Below are 19,278 nucleotides of genomic sequence, written 5' to 3'. Positions count from 1 at the left end.
TGGACGCTCCTCGCAATGACATAACAATGGGTTTATAGAGGTGCCCTTCAATATCTGGCGAGCACCCTTTCCATAAGTTCTTCCGATGTTATGCCATCTTGTGGATAGGAGATGATCTCCACTTGGAACCCTTCCTCTTTCTTCTTATCAAGCGCGTCCATAAAGGGTTCAGTGTTCCTAAGATCGCTGTCAAGTACGGCTATCACTAATCTGGAGCCATATTTGAAGACGACCGCCTTTTCGCCAAATACATCTTTAAGCCCTGATTCGATACGGCTGAGCTCTGCGGAATGGGCCTTTTTATCGCTCTCCGGTGAAAGAGGCTTGGCTACGACCAGATAAAAATGACCGTGCACCATCTTCACCCTGTTTATCTGCTGGGAAATGATGTCCAGATAGACCATTTCAATCCTGAACACCGGAAGGGTGAACTTAAAGCTCGTTCCCTTCCCCACCTCCGATTCTATCCATATTCGACCGCCATGCTTTTCAACTATCTCCTTTGAGATGACAAGGCCCAGCCCCGTACCGCCCGGCTTTCTTGTGAGACCCGTATCGAGCTGGCTGAACTTCTGGAAGAGGAGCTTCTGATCGGCCTCTGAAATACCGGGACCGGTGTCGGTCACGGAAATTTCTACGAAGCATCTGTCCGTCATGAGTTGTGCGTCATGAGTCATGAGCTCTGACGCTTGCGCATATCGCATGTCACATGCCGCAACACGAACCTCCCCCCCCTCAGGCGTGAACTTCATGGAGTTGCCTATAAGATTGGTGAGGACCTGCGTCAGCTGATCTGGATCGGCAAATACATGAGGAAGGTCCTTATCAAGGTCGGTCTTAAGCGCGGCCTTTGCCTTTTGCGCCTGAGGTTCAAAGGTGGAGATGACATTCCCGACCACCTGCTCGAGGGAAACGGAGGTGCGCTTCATCTCTATCTTTCCGGACTCTATCTTTGAAAGGTTCAATAGATCGTTTATAAGCCTTGTCAGACGGTCCGAGTTCCTTAAGGCGATCTCAAGGCACTTCTTCTGTTTCTCGGTCAGATCTCCTGCCACGCCGTCAAAGACAAGGGCAATGGCCTCCCTGATGGACGCGAGAGGGGTCCTAAGCTCGTGGCTCACGGCGCTCACAAAATCGGACTTCATCTTATCTATCTCGCGATCTCTCGTAACATCTATAAGGATAACGGCCATTCCCTGATATTGGTTAGATGGATCGAAGATGGGGGTCGCTCTCACGTGTATCGTGGACTTTGCCGGAGAGCTCAAAAAGACGACCTTTTCAAAGGCCTGTTTCTTTTCCAGATCGGATTGAAGCTCTTTGATAGAGAAGTCCCTGGCATCTGCGCCTTCGTCTATCTTAGAATCCATAAGGGCGGAGGCCGCGCTATTGACAGCGATGGCCATTCCATCCTTGTCGAGAAGTATAAGGCCTTCTTTCATTCCCCCGATAATGGTCTCGAACCTTTTCTTGTCCGCCTCAAGTTTTGAGGACTGTTCTTTTATCACGTTCCTGTCGAGAAAGCTCTGAAGGCCCAAAGCAACCTGTTCCGCAAAGGACTCGAGCATGTTCAGATGATACTTTGCGAACGCGTCTTTTGAGACAGCGCCCACCGAAATGCTCCCTATCCTCTCTCCCCACACGGTCAGCGGATGCAGATGGAACGACACCACCTTGGCTTTGGCGCTCACCTTTGTCACTCCCTTCTCTTCGAGGGTGATAAGCTGGGCCTCGGTCCAGATCACCGGCCTTTTCAGATGCCTTTCGATCTTTTTCTTCACATTCTTCTGAAAGTCATCTTTAAGACGCAATCCGGACCTTCTTACGCCAACGCCTACATGGACAGTATCAAGCCTATTGAGCGATATCGCCACAAAGTCGCATTTGAGTACCTCCGGAACGGCCAAGACGCAGTATTTGAGGAAATGGTCCAGCCTCTTCGAACCAAGGACCATATGCCCCATCTCGCTCAAGATCTCGGAGAGGATATATTTCGAGACTGCTGTTTTTTTGGCTTTCATTTGTTATTTTCTTTTATCGCATTCGCCACGACGTTTTTTATGAACTCAAGGTCGAAGGGTTTGGTTACATAGTCATCGGCCCCCAGCTTCTATTTACTGATCAGCAACCTTCTTTCCCTTGAAAGGTTCTTGAACTGCGCCCCTTCAAAGCCCCCTCTTTCGCCCGCGTTTTGTAACATAATATACGCCACCACGCCACCATATTATGCGCGGGATTACGAGCCTGTTGAAAAAGTCATTGCGAGGAGGCGTTGCCGGCGAAGCAATCTCGTGAAATCAGCTGTTTAGCGCTGGATTGTTTCGCCCTTTGGACCCACAATGACACCTAAATTGATACTTTTTCAACAGTCTCGAACATTACATATTGTCCAATATGACAAGTCCCTCGGGAAGACGCAAAAATTTACCGTTGCATTTATCCGGCCACTCCTCTAAGAGAGCCCGCCATATGGCAAATCAAGAGAACGAAGGGAAACAGGTTGTATTTTCGATGCACATGGTCGGCCGCGTGCATCCCCCCAAAAAGCAGGTCCTGAAAGACATCTCGCTCGGGTTCTATTACGGAGCAAAGATAGGCGTATTGGGCCTCAACGGCTCCGGAAAGAGCTCACTCCTCAGGATAATCGCCGGGGCCGATGACGGCTACACAGGCGAGGTCCACTTTTCCAAAGGATACAGCGTAGGCTTTCTTGAGCAGGAACCGGTCTTTGGCCCTAAAAAGACCGTGAAAGAGGTCGTATCTGAAGGGGTTCAGGAGATAGTCGATCTGTTAAAAGAGTTCGAAGAGATAAACAACTCGTTCGCAAATCCCATGTCGGACGACGAAATGGCAAAGCTTCTCGACCGTCAGGCAAAGGTCCAGGAGAGACTTGACCATACAGATGCATGGAATCTTGACAGCCGGCTCTCGCTTGCAATGGATGCCCTGCGCTGTCCTCCGGATGATTCGCTCATAGAAACACTTTCGGGTGGCGAAAAGAGGCGGGTCGCGCTCTGCCGCCTGCTCCTTAAGGAACCGGACATTCTGCTACTTGACGAACCTACGAATCATTTGGACGCAGAATCCGTTTGGTGGCTTGAACGGCATCTAAAAGATTATAAAGGGACCGTCATTGCGGTGACCCATGACCGCTACTTCTTAGACAATGTCGCAGGCTGGATACTTGAACTCGACCGCGGCTACGGCATCCCATGGGAGGGAAACTACTCCTCATGGCTTCAGCAAAAAGAAGAAAGACTCGCCCGCGAGGAGAGGTCGAACCAGAAACGACTCCGCACGCTCGACAGAGAGCTCGAATGGATACGTCAGTCCCCTTCCGCGCGCCGCGCAAAGAGCAAGGCCCGCATCACGAACTATGAAAACCTCTTAAAGCAGGACCGCGACAGGTTAGATGAAGAGATAGAGATATATATTCCGCCCGGACCAAGACTGGGTACAACGGTCATCGAGGCCAACGACGTTTCAAAGGCCTACGGCGACAAGCTCCTCTTTGAGAAGATGAACTTCACGCTCCCACAGGGAGGTATCGTTGGCGTCATCGGTCCCAACGGCGCCGGCAAGACCACCCTCTTTAAGATGATAATGGGGCTGGAAAAACCCGACGGCGGCACATTTAAAATTGGCGACACAGTTAGCCTCGGTTATGTCAACCAGGACCGCTTTGCGCCGGACGATGAACGAACTGTATGGGAATGCATCTCGGGCGGCTCCGAAATGGTTACCCTGGGTTCGCGCGAGATAAGTTCGCGCGCCTACGTCGCACGTTTCAATTTCTCCGGCACCGACCAGCAAAAGCAGATAAAGATACTCTCCGGCGGCGAAAGAAATCGCGCGCACCTTGCCATAACACTTAAGGACCCCGGCAACGTCCTGCTTCTTGACGAACCGACCAACGACCTCGATGTAAATACGCTCCGCGCGTTGGAAGTTGCACTCGAGAACTATGCCGGTTGCGCGGTCATCATAAGCCATGACCGCTGGTTCCTCGACCGCGTAGCAACGCACATCCTGGCGTTCGAAGGCGACTCGCAGACACTCTGGTTCGAAGGAAACTTCGCCGAATACGAGGCAGACCGAGAACGCCGTTTAGGTATCTCTGCCAAAGACGTCCATCGGATAAAATATAAAAAGTTAAAGAGAGATTAGCCAGCCCCCATATTTTTGGTGTCTCATATTACGGCCGCACAATATGCCAAGCGATTCGGTATTTCTGCCAGAATGGCCACGCGCGATCTGAAACAGCTAGTCGAATGGGAAAAACTGGTTGTCATTGGCATGGCAAGGGCCACAAAGTATATTTTGAAATAAGTAAATAAACGAAAAAACGGGTCAAAAACGCCAAACGCAAGACTTGAGACGAGCTAATGGGTGACCCGTTTTCGGTCCACGACAAGTTGGAAAGGCCTTTCTCCACCCGTTTTCATGGGGAAACGAGCGTTAGGCCCTTATCATTATAAGGAGCATCTTGAAGCGCTTTTTGGCCTCGACCGAATGGGGCCTGCCGGCCGGCATGATGATCATGTCGCCGGTACCGACCATATTTGATTTACCTGCGATAACAACTTCCGCTTCTCCATCCGGGACGAATATCATCGCGTCAAACGGAGCCGTGTGTGTGCTTAGCCTCTGGCCCTTGTCGAATGCAAAGAGAGTTACGCAACCGACCTTTTTGTCTATTATGGTCTTGGAGACAATGGAGCCTTTCTGATAATTGATAAGCCCTGCAAGCTTTAACGATTCGCCAATTATTGACATATGGCGAACCTATACACTCACAAAGAACATCATTTCAACAATAAACTGGTTTGTTTTTAGAAACCCATGATCCCGACAGCAAGGCTAAGCCGTGCCGCCATTGCGGCGTCGAGGAGCATCCCTATCTGCTCATCGGTCACCTTTTGATCGGTATATTTCCTGATACTGCGTCTTTTCATTATGGTATCTATCATTTCCGACCCCCCTTTTTTCCATGTGGCGGACTATAGCAAAAAAATCAGCAATTAAAAATCAGTTGTAAATTAAGAAAAATGCCGTACATAATAGAAGACTTTTATTTATGCCGCAAACAGACATCATAGTTAGGGGCGCCCGTGAACATAATCTAAAGAATATCGACGTCACCATCCCGCGCAACAAACTGGTGGTCGTTACAGGTCTTTCGGGGTCCGGCAAGTCGACGCTCGCATTTGACACCATCTACGCTGAGGGGCAACGCCGCTACGTGGAGTCTCTCTCGGCCTACGCTCGGCAGTTCCTGGAACAGATGGACAAACCTGACGTAGATTCGATAGACGGATTATCGCCCGCCATCTCCATAGAACAAAGGACAACGAGCAGGAACCCGCGCTCGACCGTCGGAACCGTTACTGAGATATATGACTATCTAAGGCTCATCTTTGCAAGGATAGGCATCCCCTACTGCTACAAATGCGGTAAAATAATATCGTCGCAGACCGTAACACAGATGGCGGACCAAATAATGGAGTTGCCGCAAGGGGCTAAGATATCTATCCTTGCCCCGATCGCAAGGAACCGCAAAGGTGAATACACAAAAGAACTCACCGCGCTACGCAAGGCCGGCTTTGTGAGGGCGCGGATCGACGGTGAGATAAAAGAGCTCGCAGAGGATATCAAACTCGACAAAAAGAAAAAGCACGACATAGACCTCTTCGTCGACAGGCTCGTGATAAAGCCCGGGATGGGGAACAGGCTTCCGGACTCGCTGGAGACGACGCTGAAATATGGCGGCGGAATAATCAAAATAGAGCACGGCGGCGATACCATTCTATTGAGCTCCAAGTCCGCGTGCGTCGAATGCGGTATCAGCTATCCGGAAATAACGCCGCAGATGTTCTCGTTCAACAACCCCATAGGCGCCTGCGAAGAATGCACAGGCCTTGGCACAAAGATGTATTTCGATCCCGACCTTGTCGTGCCCAACAAGAATTTGTCGCTTCGTGAGGGGGCTATCGCGCCATGGCAGACCAAGACCTCCACTTACTATATCCAGATATACCAGAACCTCTCCAGCCATTATAAGTTCGACATCTACACGCCATGGAAGAAGCTTTCCGAAAAGGTGCAGGATGTCCTCCTCTACGGCTCCGATGACAAAGAGATACGCTTTAAGCTCGACCATCACGGCCACAAACAGAGCTATTCCGCCCCGTTCGAAGGTGTTCTGCCGAGCATGGAGCGAAAGTTCAAAGAAACCGCTTCGGATTATATAAGGGACGAACTTGAGCGTTTCATGAACATTCAGCCATGCCCCACCTGCAAGGGGGCAAGACTCAAAAAAGAGGCGCTTCATATAAAGATACACGAAAACACCATAAACGATATCACAAAAATGTCGGTAGACGGGCTGATTGAGATAGTTAATAGTATAAGCTTCACTAAAAAAGAACTAGGCATCGCCAACCGTATCATTAAAGAGATAAAGGCGAGGCTTAACTTCCTTCACGATGTCGGGATAGGATATTTGACCCTCGATAGGGCCTCGGCGACCCTCTCCGGCGGAGAAGGCCAGAGAATACGCCTTGCAACGCAGGTTGGAAGCGCCCTTACCGGAGTTCTTTACGTGCTGGACGAACCGTCCATCGGACTCCACCAGAGGGACAATCACAGGCTTTTGGAGACGTTAAAATCCCTTCGTGATCTCGGCAATACGGTACTTGTTGTAGAGCACGACCGCGATACGATGCTTGCCGCCGACAATATAATAGACATGGGTCCCGGCGCCGGCATCCATGGGGGCGAGATCATCGCGCAGGGTTCGCCAAAAGAAATCTTGGAGAACCCAAGGTCCCTGACAGGCGCTTATTTGACCGGCAGAAAGTCTATTCCGGTACCAAAGAAAAGAAAGGCCCCAAAAGAAAAATTCCTTGAGATGATCGGCGCCAGCGAACACAATCTTAAGAACATAGATGTAAAGATACCTCTGGGACTTTTTACTTGCATCACCGGGGTCTCCGGTTCCGGCAAATCAACGCTTGTTAACGAAACCCTTTTTAACGGCCTTGCTCAACGCATATATCGTTCAAAGATAACCGCGGGAAAGATGAGAGGAATGAGGGGGGTCGATAATATCGACAAGGTAATAAATATAGATCAGTCGCCCATCGGCAGGACGCCCCGCTCGAACCCCGCGACCTACACCGGCGTCTTTACATATATTCGCGACCTCTTTGCAAATCTTACCGAATCAAAATCCCGAGGTTATAAGCCGGGAAGATTCTCTTTCAACGTGGCAGGCGGAAGGTGCGAGACATGCGAAGGCGACGGCCTCTTGCAGATAGAGATGCAGTTCCTGCCCGACGTCTACGTCACATGCGAAGAGTGTGAAGGCAGGCGCTTTAACCGTGAAACTCTGGAGGTAAGATATAAAGGGGCGAATATCGCCGAGATCCTCGACATGACCATCGAGCAGGCATATAAGTTCTTCGAGAACATTCCCCTTATACGGAACAAATTGCAGACTCTTTTTGATGTGGGGCTTGGATACATTGCGCTGGGCCAATCGGCCACGACCCTTTCCGGCGGTGAGGCGCAGAGGATAAAGCTTTCACGCGAGCTGTCCAAGCGCGCTACCGGCCGAACGCTCTACATAATGGACGAACCGACCACCGGCCTTCACTTTGCCGATATACAAAAGCTCCTCGATGTGCTAAAAACGCTCGGCGAGTCGGGGAACACAATAGTTGTCATCGAACACAACCTTGAAGTTATAAAGTTCGCCGACTGGGTAATAGACTTGGGTCCGGAAGGGGGCAACGCCGGAGGTGAAATAATAGCGGAAGGCACCCCCGAAGAGTTGACACGGAACCAAAGGTCATATACGGGAATGTACTTAAAAGAGGTTCTGTAACTATGATAAAAATACTGTTATCAGCCGCAATAGCGGCGGCGCTTTTATTTCCAAACGTTCCCCTTGCCAAGAAACCGCCTTCTTCAAAAAAAACCGCCGTGGTAAAAGACAGTGAATACGACACACTAGGCAATACCTGCAAGGCCGACGGCAAATGTACGTTCACAAGACGAGAAATGCTTCCCGGAAATATTCCAGCGGAGCTTCAAGTGGTCTCTCTAGGAGGCTTTAACGGGGATGTTGAGAAACTCTTCAATTATATATTCGAAGATATAAGGAGGGTGGCATCTCTTCTTGACGAGAACAATCCGTCCAGCGAGGTCTCAAAAGTGAACGACAACGCCGGCGTTGGCTTTGTGGAAGTGGGGCCCGAGTTCGCCCAACTCATGGTGGCCGTAAAAAAGTCCTTTCTCTGGACCAACGGGGCGTTCGATATCACGACCACCCCTGAGATAGGCAATTTCAACCAGATAAAGGTAAAAGGGAACGGCGGGAACCTTATCTATCTCAAGAAAAAGGGAATGAAGATAAGTTTCAAGAATATAATCCACGGATATTTGGCGGACCTCCTTATCCGCGGCGCATATAACGCCAACATCGATAACGCCCTTGCGGACGTCGGCCCTGCAAAAAGGGGCATTGGTCAGAGCGTTGCCGGCAACTGGAGAACAGAGGTCAACGATTCCGAAGGCCGCTACGCAAAGCGAGGCATGACGCTTGATATTTCCAACGTCTCGGTGGCATCGGCCGTTATCAACGAGAACGCCCCTAAGATAGACCCCCGCTGGGGAACAAGCATATCCCCGTCTTGCAGGAGCGTTACCATAATATCCAGAAATGCCGCCGTTTCAGAATCCCTTGCCTCCGGAATTTTCGTTCTGGGCGCTGATAACGGGATGGACCTTATAAAGAAACTCCAGACTATAAGAGGCATCATCGTTGGCAGCAACGGCGAATTTCTCAAATCTCCCGGATTGTAGCCACATGTTCATCCTGAGCGCGGAGCGAAGGATCACCCATATATTATTTTTTATTTAGCTGATATTTGGCGACTGCCATGTTGTGTTCGGCAAGGGTCTTGCTGAACTGGTGGGTGCCGTCGCCTTTTGCCACAAAGTAGAAATAACCGGTCTCGGCTGGCCAGAGAGCGGCCTTGAGCGATGCTACTCCGGGATTGGCGATCGGTCCCGGGGGAAGGCCTGTGTTGATGTAGGTGTTATACGGGTTCTTTATGGAGAGGTCTGATTTTCTGATATTTCCGTCAAATGCTTTCATGCTGTAAATAACGGTCGGGTCGGCCTGCAGAAGCATATTCTCTTTCAGGCGATTATGGAATACTGAAGAGATAAGAGGCCTTTCGGCATCGTTACCGGCCTCTTTTTCTATGATGGACGCAAGCGTCACCACCTGATTTGTGGTCATCCCCAGTTCTTTTGCCCGCGCCTCGAACTCAGAAGTATAATTCTTAAAGAACTCGCCTGCAAGATAAGATACAAGCCATTCGCCGGTTTGGGGCCTCTGTATAAAATAGGTGTTGGGAAAAAGATAACCTTCTGCGGTTGAATTGTCTATCTTAAGCGAATTGACGAAGTACTTATCCCCCGTCGCCGCGAGAAAGTTATCTTTGAAATACTCGGTAGCGAATGGCTGATTTGCAAGATATTCCGCCATCTGGTCATTGTTCCAACCCTCTATCAGGGTTATCTTGTAGAGCTTACATTCTCCCCTCACCATTTTCTTAAGGATGTCCAGCGAAGAAAGACCATTATCAAAGATATATTCGCCTGCCTTTACCTTTCGGTCATAGCGAAGAAGCCTTGCAGCTATAGAGAATATTATGGGATTCTTGATTACGCCGGCCCTTGAGAGTTGCTCCGCTATCATTATCATGGGGGTGCCGCGAGCCACGACAAAAGTCGCCTCTTCATGGATAATGGGAAGACTCAATGCAAAATAGGCGAACGCCCCAAATGAAACACAAACGATCACGGCCGTAACAACAATGAGCTTTATCAGTAGTTTCATCTGCGTCCCTCCAGCCAATCCCTTAATATCATGACCGCCGCCACTTTATCAATTACCGATTTTCGTTTGGAATGTTTTACGCCGGCCGCCTTCAGCTCTTCGTGGGCGTCACGCGTGGTCATGGTCTCATCGATCGTTTCAACTACAACGTTTGAACACTTCTGTTTCAAACAGGCCTCCACCTTAGTTTTAAGGTCAAGTATATATTTTGCCTGATGGATGACCTCTCCTTCATCGTTATGGGGAACGCCAAATATGAGGTTGGTGATATCGTTCTCTTGAACGAGCTGACATATCAATTTGCAATCAGAAAACATGTCTTTGCGTTCTATAACACTTAACGGTTGGGCAAAGATGCAAAGCGGATCGGTAAGGGCAACACCTATTCGTTTCGTACCAACATCAAGTGACATTGCTCGCATAGATATGGAATGTAAATTACAGTGCTCCCGGAGCGCCGTCAAGCCGAAACCACTTGTCATGGAGCAGATATGATAAAAGTTATGGATTTAGATATATTTTTAGCTTACTTGCTCCGTGACCGGTGGCCGCTTATTTCCAGGAGATGCTAAGACCGGGGCCTGCGTAGGCGGTCATCTTCTGACCGGCAAGTATCTCAACTCCGGCCCTTCCGGAAAATCCCATTTTTACATCTTCCGTCAGATTAATACCAACTCCTATCTCACCGCTAACCCCTCCTCCGGCGGTACCCCCCCCGCTGAACTGCTGGACGCTATACACCTGCCCGGCAAAGCTCAGCGAAACGGCGCCCTCCTTCAAGGGGATATTCTTCTTAACACCCAATCCGGTCCTTAACTTGCTGGCCGCTTTTATATTATCGTATGCGGCCGGTTCGCCGACGGCGTTGGAGACTCGCTTCCCGATATTTGGGGGATATAAAGCGTGTGTCTCAGCTTCCATTTCTACATACATCCCCTCATCTCGTTCCGGAAAGAGCTCGCCGCTATCGACATAACTTCTGACCGCTATCGATGCCGTGGCATTCCCCGGCCCAGCTAATATCTTGTTGTACGGACGCAATGCCACCTCTGTGGATTTAATGTATTTCCTTTTCTTGGCATCCGGAAAAAACGTCTGTCTCACCATAAAACGCGTGCCGCCCATCATCAGGCCCTTATTATCCATGAACGTGCCGGCCGTCTGGGCCAGGCTTCCAAGCAACATCCCTATCCCCATCTCAAGCCGCGGGTCCATATCGGACATCGAAAAAAGGCCGTCCGCTAACATAAAAAGATCTGACGTGCCGCTTGCAAGTAGCGACTCCCCGCCGCCATCCTTTCCGGCAACGAAGCCTCCTATCATTGATACAAGTCCGCCCGCTCCCCTGATTCCCAATCTTGCGCCATAGACATCGAACTGCTCGCTCTTATATGATGCGTTGATCTCTTCTGCGAAGCTTCCCATTCCTACACCGCCAAGGATCCCTTCGAAGAGGTAAAGAACACCTAAGTCTTCCGTCTGCTGGCTCACCCCTCCCGCATCAAAACCGGCGCCGTTCAAAAGTCCGTTCCCTTTGGCAAGCAGCCTGTCCTGGCGGAGCTGTACTCCCCTTTGCACCATTTCCAGAACATCTCCGATAATGGCATAGGTATTGGCAAATGGCGACGGTGGCCCTTCCCTGGTGGGATCGTCGCTGCGAACGCCGCCGCCGAAATTGAGCTTAAATTCCAGGCCCAGGTCCAACGGCCCAAATGCCTGATCTTTGAGCCTGCTATCGTTCACAAGAGGGATATATGACCTCTTTCTAAAAAGCACCTCGGGTTGAAGGTATAGATCGCCAAAATAGATCTCGAGCCCGTAGCCTGTCGTCGTCTCAAAGAAAAGGACCGGCCAGCTGTCGTTCCCGGAAACGTGATAGGAAGCGCCGCCGCCATTTCTATCGCTTCCAAATACCGACCAGCCGCCGCCTAAAGCCCTTCCGGATATCCGGTTGATGGAATAACCTAATCGCCCGTCGCTTCCAAGATTTACGTCCTTGTTAGAGCTCCGAATGTTCAGCCTGAAAAGGTTCGAATCGTACGATGCCTTTGTCCCTTCGCCGCCCGCCGGCATGAGCTTTCCGAACTTCCTGATCTGCTCAAAACCAAGGTCGATACCAAAGCTCTGATCGAGCGAATTGACATCGAGACCCGCACCGAGACATATATAGGAGTATCCCCACGACGTGCCGGTAGTGGGAACCAGAACGTTCCCGCACCAAAAACCTGAGCCCCCTAGTTTAAATTTGTCGACATCGTTCATAATATCATTCCATCATGCTGATGGTATTGTTCGCATCCCTTGAGTTCTGAACGTTGTCATAGCAACGCACTCCCTCGAAGTTATCTTCGGAGCCTTCGGGGTCGCACATCCATCCGTTAAGGACCACGAAGAACATTACGTCCTTGAAAGCGAACGTTAGATTGTTGTCGGAGGCGAACTTTGCCGTGGCAACCAAAGTTATAGATCCGGTCTCCTGATCAAGAGGCCTTCCCCTAAGGAACGCGGAACCGCCGGTGAAATTATTTCCGGGTTCCGGGCATCCTGCCGGCATCGCACCCTCTTCATCTTTTACCAAAAGCGGCGCCAGATATTTCCACGAGCTGTAGACCTCGCCCCTTATCGGCCTGTTCTTAACGGACGTATCGCAAAGCCGCGGGGTCTCCAATGTAGTATCGGTAAGATTTATCTTATATTCCTGTTTTGCGATATTGACCCTCTTGTCAGGTATCAGATCGTGCTCGCCGCCCGGCAATAAAACTCCGGTCGTAAATGAGAGGTTGAATATGGCATCCATCGGAGGAACGGGACCTAATGGGCCGGCGGGATTATTAAAATATGTGGGGCCCCAGAGTCTGAAACCAACGTTCGTAATATCAATCCGTCCATTTAGCTGATAATATCCCGGGATATCGGACAGCTTTTGAGGCTCGCCTACCGTCTTGCACATATCCTTTCGTTCGCCGCCTTCAAACTCCTCGGAGAGGTGCATCGAAGGGCTTTTGTCCCAGCCGCCCGCAGAACAGTAGAAAAATGAGCAAACGCCGCGCTTGGTCTTATCGGTCGGTCCTTTGCCGTAAAGTTTCTGTTCCTCCTCGCCGCACGGATCAACTTGCTGGCAGAGAGAGATGTTTTCAGCGCGCTCGTCCGGCGTTGCCAGCGGACCCGGATATGAAAGCGATGCCGTATAGATCCTAAGTCCGGGATTCTTGAGCGTCTCGGGAACGTTAGGATAATCAAAGAAAACGCCTTTGTTACCTTCGGGCGCTTCTCCATCGTATACCAGGCTGGTATAAACCGGCAACAAAGGGTCATCGTAAACATTTTTCACCGGATGGGTATCGATCTTGCGATAGACCATCGTGATACCGTCCCCCGGAGTTGTGACGACATTGCCCTTTTCGTCTTTTATCGTCTCTTCATCGAACGGATCGAGAACGATCGCGCCAGGCATGACGAACTTGTCCGACTCCTCTGCAAGACCGTCGGCGATCTGGACATCCATCTCTTCTTTTGAAGATGCGGCCGAAACGCCCGGGAACTGCGGATTCATTATGCCCGCCATCGTCTGCGTCAAGCGGAAGATAAGCTTGCCCTTTATGGGATTGATGACAGCCAGAAGGCCTATATTGAACATTGTCTGCTTCAACGAGCCGTCGGGATTGCGGACCGGCTGGCCTGAACTTTCTAATTCTACTGTCTGAATGGTAAGTCCGCCCTTATACTGTTTTTTCTTCTCCATACCGGCATGAAAATTAACGCAACCAAAAAGAGGCATCGAGTCTGCGGTATAAGCGCCCGGCTTAACATCAAACCCGTTGGGAAGCAGACCTACAGGTTTGAGATCTGTTATCCTGCCCGAAACTCCGCCGCCGGCGTCAAAAATGGGCGTCGTACATCTTACGTTTTCCGGCTTTGCGTCTATTTTGTCCTTTGTATCGAGCCATTCAAATGCAGAGCCGGCATCGAGCGATATCTTGGTGACCCTTACGGATTTAACCGCAGAGTCCGAAAGTTTTATAAAGACGGGGGCCGCAAGATCGTTTGTCTCCGTTGTCAGACCTCTGAACGCGAACTCGCTGCCGTCGGTCTGTTCCTTGGTGCCGGTAGCGCTCTTGAAATACACATGAAGCGAAGGGACCTCTTTTACGGAGGTCATTCCTAAAAGTTCGACTGTTCTGTTCGTTCCCTCGGATGATACCCTCAGCATGGCCCTGTCTTTAGCCGGACGACCAACGACCGCCTCGCTCCCGTCAAAACCAATGAGATCGCTCGGCTCATAAACGGCGGTGACCCTAAAGGTCTCCTTTGAAATATTGTAGGGCTTAAGCGTCACAGGGAGCGCAGTGTTCGCAACGGCTTGGAACTGTTCCACCGACTTGGAACCGGGGAGCTCTTCGATATCAACGGCGGATATAGTAAGCGGCTTAACGCCCTCGTTCTTTATCTCTATCGTTCTTTTTGAGGGAGTAACGCCTCCTTGACCGCCAAGCCCGATCGAAAAGAGGTCCTTGGCGTTCCCTACAGGATCACATGACGGGTCGACGGTGCCGATCGGAGCTCCGTTCTTGTCCACGGAAAGGAGCTGGCAGATATTGAGAAGGACATCTACGCAAGGAATACACTGCGAAAGTTTTTCGGCCCCATCACATTTAATGATCCTGCAACTGAAGAATTCGCGTCTTCCCGTCGTGGATATCGCAACCTCACCCAGTTTGAGAGTATCGGACGCCTGCTGGAATCTGCCGTCCGCGTCCTCCACATCCATCAGCATCTTTCCGGAAGGGCTCATCGCCTCGCCGACCAGCTGATAAACATCGGGCCCCAGCATCAGCATCCGTGAGATCTCGCCGGGACCTTCTACATTATTTTTTTCGGGGTGAAAGGTCACTTTCAGTATCAATGGTCTCTTTGACGGAAGCTCCTGCTTTAAAGAAGCTCCCTGAAGCGCCTCGAACATGAAAGGACCTTGTATCTGCGGTATATCGATCGAAATAGGCTTGGCTGTGGCGTTCACTATCCTGAATTTTGCAGAAGACTCGAAATCGGGGCCGATATCCTGCGAACCCTGTGAAATATAGGCCTTTCCGATCTCCATACTGTTAAGACCCGGAAGCATCGCCTCTGTCTGATGTCCGGTATCATCTAGGACAATCTTGGTAACAAAGGTTGACTGAGGCTTTGAATCACCGCCCTTACACTGAGAGAGAGAAGGGCTGACCTCCCCTTCAAATATGGCGCTCAAAGATGCGCCGTAAAGTTTTTCGTCCGCCGCGGGAAATAGATGACCTATCTTTGTGCCGATGACGAGCGTTAATTTGCCGTCATCCGTCAGAGGCGAACCTTCTATTACGCCCAAGCCTTCGAGATCCTCGGTAGAACCGGTCGTAAACGCAAGGTCCGGAACTTCACCTACCATTCCAAGGGCGTTTATAAAGAACGAATAGCCTTCGATCTCTATGTTGCCTGATTCGTCAATGCTCCCATTTCCTACATTATTAACACCGTCAGTATTACCCTTTCCGTTAAGGGTGATTGGGGCCGGCAGACCGTGCCCTTCAAACGGAACATCTGGAAACGTATTTCCGCGAACTACTATATTCGTACCCCCCATTATCTCTAAAGGGATCGGGTCGATATCGGCACAGAGGGGCTCTTCACCGTCCACCCCCACCTTAACAAACTCGCCGTATATGGATACGCAAAGGTGCGCTGTGAATTTGACCGTACAGCTTCCGGTCGCCACGTTCTCGCTTGGCCCTTCTTCCTGTACGGTCATCCCCTCCTTGCTGTCGCTTGCCGGAAAATATTGGGGCATGTAATCGGGTCCCGCACAGGCAGAGAAAAGCCCCGTTACCAGTGAACAGTAAACAGTAAACAGTAAAAAATAAGCGATGATCCGTGATTTTGACACTATTCTCATAACTAGTCATTTATCGGCAGAACGGCGAATAAGTTGCGTACTTTTTTAGGGCGCCTTAGCGAGGGCTCCGAGTTTAGGCGCCCTTTTCCCGAGCTTGTCGAGGGATCGGTCCAATATCAATACGCGTTCCGCCAACGCACTGCGCATTGAATCCGCACGAAAAACGAATATGTAAAAACTTAGCAACCTTTTTGGAGATCTGCCGATAAGAACTGCGGTGCGTAAGTACGTAAGTATCTAAGTGCGTAAGTGTGTAGGGGTAAAAAGGGGTAATCATGCGATATTACATAGCTATTTTACTGCTGATCCTTGGGTCTGCAAGGTCTGTGGAGGCCTTCGACGCCCTTCATATAATGGATATACTCAGCGGCAAGGCGGAGGCGCCCCAGGAAAATAATGATGGGGTTTCCCTTAACGCGCCTGCCTGCTCACACGGCGCAATGGTTCCCGCAAAGATCTGTGAAATAGGCTCCGGTTTCCTATGTGTGAACACCCCTCCTCTTAGCATCACCGAAGATACTATAATGATAAAGGGGACGATAGATCTCAGAAACAACCAGATTTCGTCACTTGCGGCCTCTGTCCAAAATGAATATACGAACGAATATAAACAACTAAAGTTCGCCTCACCAAATGCGAGCGAAAGCTGCTGGAGTTCCGATGCCGATTATTGTCTGGATAATAACGGGTTCTATTCCATCAAGGTCTCGCTAGGCGATAAGTTCGGTCCCTATGCAGTATCTGTCTCTGCAACAAGGGTGAACGGAAATCCTGCAACGGAAAAGGTGAGACTTTCAAAGGTCACCGATCTCGATCTTTCGAAAGAAGATATAAAAACCACCCTTTCGGACAAAAGCATAAACGTAACGATAGACCTGCTTCACTCGTGTCAGTTCTGTGATTTCATAGGAACATCGACCGGCGGCGTTGAGACAACGGTAGTAAACACTATTACGGATTCGGGCGGAGATGTAAAACAGGCAACGGAAAGATCCAATGTCGCTTCTAACGGCATCTTTTCGCTCTGTCTTCCGGCGGGAAACGGCACAAATGATCTGACAGTAAGCGTATGCAACGCCACCACAGGATACGATAGATCAAAATGTCCCACGGTAAAGCTTGACCCGATATCCGCCGGCGGCGGAAACTCCGGCATAAAATGGCTGACACCTGTCGAACTATTTTACAGCGCAGATATCAATCCGACGGTCGCTCTGTCATTTTCCCTTGCAGATGTTGCTTCCGACGTAAAGCTTGCCTTTAATCGCGATGAAGAATTGACCCTCGCTCCCGGCGGTTCCGACGGAACATTCAACATCAACCTTAGCCCTGAAACGGGGATGAACGTCGGCGTCATTAAGGTCGGCGAAGATTCATATCCATTTGCCTTCGGCTGGGGCGAGATAGTGAGCCCCTTCGACAAGAGCGGTAACGTCAAAGGTAAAGAGGGCTATACGATAAACAACGCCGGCGGTTTTTCGCTCAGCCAGAAGTTCTGGACCGGTGCGATAAGGGGATTGGCCAACAACTATCTCAGGTCCGACGAGTTCAAGGACCTTCTAAAGAAGATCCCTCAAATGATGGATAGCAGCAACAGCGCGTCTGACAGCCCCGACAGTTCTTCGGTAGAGATATCAAGGATCCAACAGGAGATACCTAGATGCAAAAGTGACACGACAGACAAGAACGCGCAGAAGTTCGGCTTTAAGATGTCAAGATGGCCGGTTCTAGACCTTATTGATATTCCAAGCGTTGAGTTCGACCAGGACAAGATATCCTTCATCTTAAACGCTGAGAATCTCAAGGTCTGGGCACAGACGTTCGTAGATAACAATAGCGACGGCGTTCCCGATAAGCGGGTACTTCCTCTCATAATAGGGTTCAGAAAAATATTCTCACCCGTTGAGATAAAGGTGGACAGAAGCAAAGAGGCTCCCCTCTTTCTGCTTACCGGCCCTTCTACGGATTGCGAATATAAATCCGGCAACGCATGCGAGCACAAACCGGCGATACTCGTCCCCAAAGATTTCATAGGCAACGCCACGAAAGGAGGCTCGTTTCTCGCCTGCGACGAGGGCGTTGACAAGGACTGTATCGGGGTGAACATGTTGAACGGCCAGACCGCGCTTATAAGCATGACCGTGCTGGATACTATAAATGATCTTTTATACTGCAAAGGGAGCGCGTTGGTCACCTATATCATCCGTGAAAAGATTAAGGGCTTGGAAATACCGTTAAATATCCTTGGCGACAGAGAATGGAGCGTTCCCACAGGTATAGATCTCTTAAGCAATCAATTCAACGTCGATAAGGAAGGGATATGGGGAAAGGTGCCTGCAGTTGTAGGAAATGAAGGTTTCTATTCCTCATTCGACCCACGATTCAAGAATGCTGGTGTCGGCTTTATTAAAAAACCCGATCTCTCTGCCCCGCCGTCCATTGCATCTAAAGATGCGCTCAGCGGAGGCTACGACTTCGGCATAGGCATAGGTGAAGATTTCATCAACGGTCTTCTCTTTGTGCTGACCGAACAGGCGGGAAATGGACTTTTAGACTGGGATTACCACGACATATTCCTTAAGAAGCTGGAATTTGACACCGTCACAAAGTGTGACGAGTTCAAGCCTACACCTGAAGAAGATTCGCCTCCGACCATCTGCAATCTGCGTCCGCGCGTGGGCGAGCTTCTCGGAAGCGCTTTGACAGCGAACGGATATTTTCAGCAGAAACAGCCCATAATGATGAGGATACGCGGCAACCGAGCCCTCACCCCAAGGGTCGGGTTTTTCGGCAAGGACGACAAACAATATTTCGATATCCAGCTGGGCGAGGTAGACGTTATCTTCTACGCGCTTGAGACAGAGAACACGCTTGGGCCCGATAGATACGGGAACCTTCAGATCAAAGTAGATGCCAATGGCGATCCCGTGATCCGCTCCATGAACCCTACCGATCCCGATCCGGAGAACGGTCCGATCGTGAAGTTCAAACTGTCTGCCCTTATAGCACTTGAGATATCCAAGATCTTCACGGACCAGGATGATCCATCCAAATTTGGAATAACGCTAAGGACGGACCCCGCGCTCTCCAAGATATTCTTCAGGCAGATCCAAGGCGGAAACACGACCGTTATCTCCGACAAGAGTCTCATATCGGCGCTTTACGAAAAGATAAATTACGGGATCAATATATTCGCAGAGGAAAAGAACGCGATAAAGTTCGACCTTCCCAAGGAAGTAAGCCTCGACCAGTTCAAAGTTCTGGGGCTTGAAAGACTCTCCTTCGGTAAGGACGGGCTTTACTTCGGGGTGGAGCTGTCACAGGAATATGCCGACATCCTGTTCAAGCTCTCCCTAACGCAAACCCTTACCTACCACGGGGAAAAGAAGACATTTAGGGTCCCGGAATAAATCTTAAAAAGCTATTGGGCTACACTACTGTC

11 protein-coding genes are annotated in these 19,278 nt (G+C 50.2%); 4 read left to right on the top strand and 7 right to left on the bottom strand.

Translation table 11 applies throughout. The features are described from left to right. Positions 1 to 47 precede the first annotated feature (47 nt). Positions 48 to 2,021 carry a hypothetical protein gene (locus COV46_08645; GenBank protein PIR16390.1) on the bottom strand — a complete coding sequence of 658 codons (1,974 nt, stop codon included), beginning with the start codon at positions 2,019 to 2,021 and terminating at the stop codon, positions 48 to 50. 448 nt (positions 2,022 to 2,469) lie between these two features. Here COV46_08645 and COV46_08640 point away from each other — a divergent pair, with 448 nt between their 5' ends. Further along, entirely contained in the window at positions 2,470 to 4,167 is a 1,698-nt protein-coding gene (locus tag COV46_08640) for an energy-dependent translational throttle protein EttA (protein ID PIR16389.1), read from the top strand. Positions 4,168 to 4,458: 291 nt separating this feature from the next. Here the strand turns inward: COV46_08640 and COV46_08635 are convergent, their stop codons facing one another. Together COV46_08635 and COV46_08630 are read right to left on the bottom strand one after the other, a co-directional pair. Then, entirely contained in the window at positions 4,459 to 4,776 is a 318-nt protein-coding gene (locus COV46_08635) for a cupin (protein ID PIR16388.1), read from the bottom strand. Positions 4,777 to 4,832: 56 nt separating this feature from the next. After that, positions 4,833 to 4,970, bottom strand: coding sequence for a hypothetical protein (locus tag COV46_08630; GenBank protein PIR16387.1), 138 nt, complete (start codon positions 4,968 to 4,970; stop codon positions 4,833 to 4,835). Positions 4,971 to 5,077: 107 nt separating this feature from the next. On the opposite strand from COV46_08630, the gene COV46_08625 reads away from it, so the two are divergent. Further along, the gene (locus tag COV46_08625) at positions 5,078 to 7,888 is read left to right on the top strand and encodes an excinuclease ABC subunit A (protein PIR16386.1); all 2,811 of its coding nucleotides are present in this window, start codon (positions 5,078 to 5,080) and stop codon (positions 7,886 to 7,888) included. Positions 7,889 to 7,890: 2 nt separating this feature from the next. Next, the gene (locus COV46_08620) at positions 7,891 to 8,868 is read left to right on the top strand and encodes a hypothetical protein (GenBank protein ID PIR16385.1); all 978 of its coding nucleotides are present in this window, start codon (positions 7,891 to 7,893) and stop codon (positions 8,866 to 8,868) included. 43 nt (positions 8,869 to 8,911) lie between these two features. On the opposite strand, the gene COV46_08615 is transcribed toward COV46_08620, so the two are convergent. From COV46_08615 to COV46_08600, 4 genes are all read right to left on the bottom strand, one after another. Next, the gene (locus COV46_08615) at positions 8,912 to 9,913 is read right to left on the bottom strand and encodes an aminodeoxychorismate lyase (protein ID PIR16384.1); all 1,002 of its coding nucleotides are present in this window, start codon (positions 9,911 to 9,913) and stop codon (positions 8,912 to 8,914) included. Further along, entirely contained in the window at positions 9,910 to 10,395 is a 486-nt protein-coding gene (locus COV46_08610; protein PIR16383.1) for a Holliday junction resolvase RuvX, read from the bottom strand. The genes COV46_08615 and COV46_08610 overlap by 4 nt, the downstream gene beginning before the upstream one ends. A gap of 70 nt (positions 10,396 to 10,465) precedes the next feature. Further along, on the bottom strand, positions 10,466 to 12,175 hold the full coding sequence (locus COV46_08605; GenBank protein ID PIR16382.1) for a hypothetical protein: 1,710 nt from the start codon (positions 12,173 to 12,175) through the stop codon (positions 10,466 to 10,468). Positions 12,176 to 12,179: 4 nt separating this feature from the next. Further along, positions 12,180 to 15,731 carry a hypothetical protein gene (locus COV46_08600; GenBank protein ID PIR16381.1) on the bottom strand — a complete coding sequence of 1,184 codons (3,552 nt, stop codon included), beginning with the start codon at positions 15,729 to 15,731 and terminating at the stop codon, positions 12,180 to 12,182. Between the two features lie 380 nt (positions 15,732 to 16,111). Between COV46_08600 and COV46_08595 the strand changes: the two genes are divergently transcribed. Beyond that, entirely contained in the window at positions 16,112 to 19,246 is a 3,135-nt protein-coding gene (locus COV46_08595) for a hypothetical protein (protein ID PIR16380.1), read from the top strand. The last annotated feature ends 32 nt before the right edge of the window (positions 19,247 to 19,278 follow it).

The sequence above is a fragment of the Deltaproteobacteria bacterium CG11_big_fil_rev_8_21_14_0_20_49_13 genome (genome assembly GCA_002796305.1).
Lineage (GTDB): Bacteria > UBA10199 > UBA10199.
Note: the sequence above shows the minus strand (reverse complement) of the source record. Positions and strands in the feature narration are given on the sequence as shown.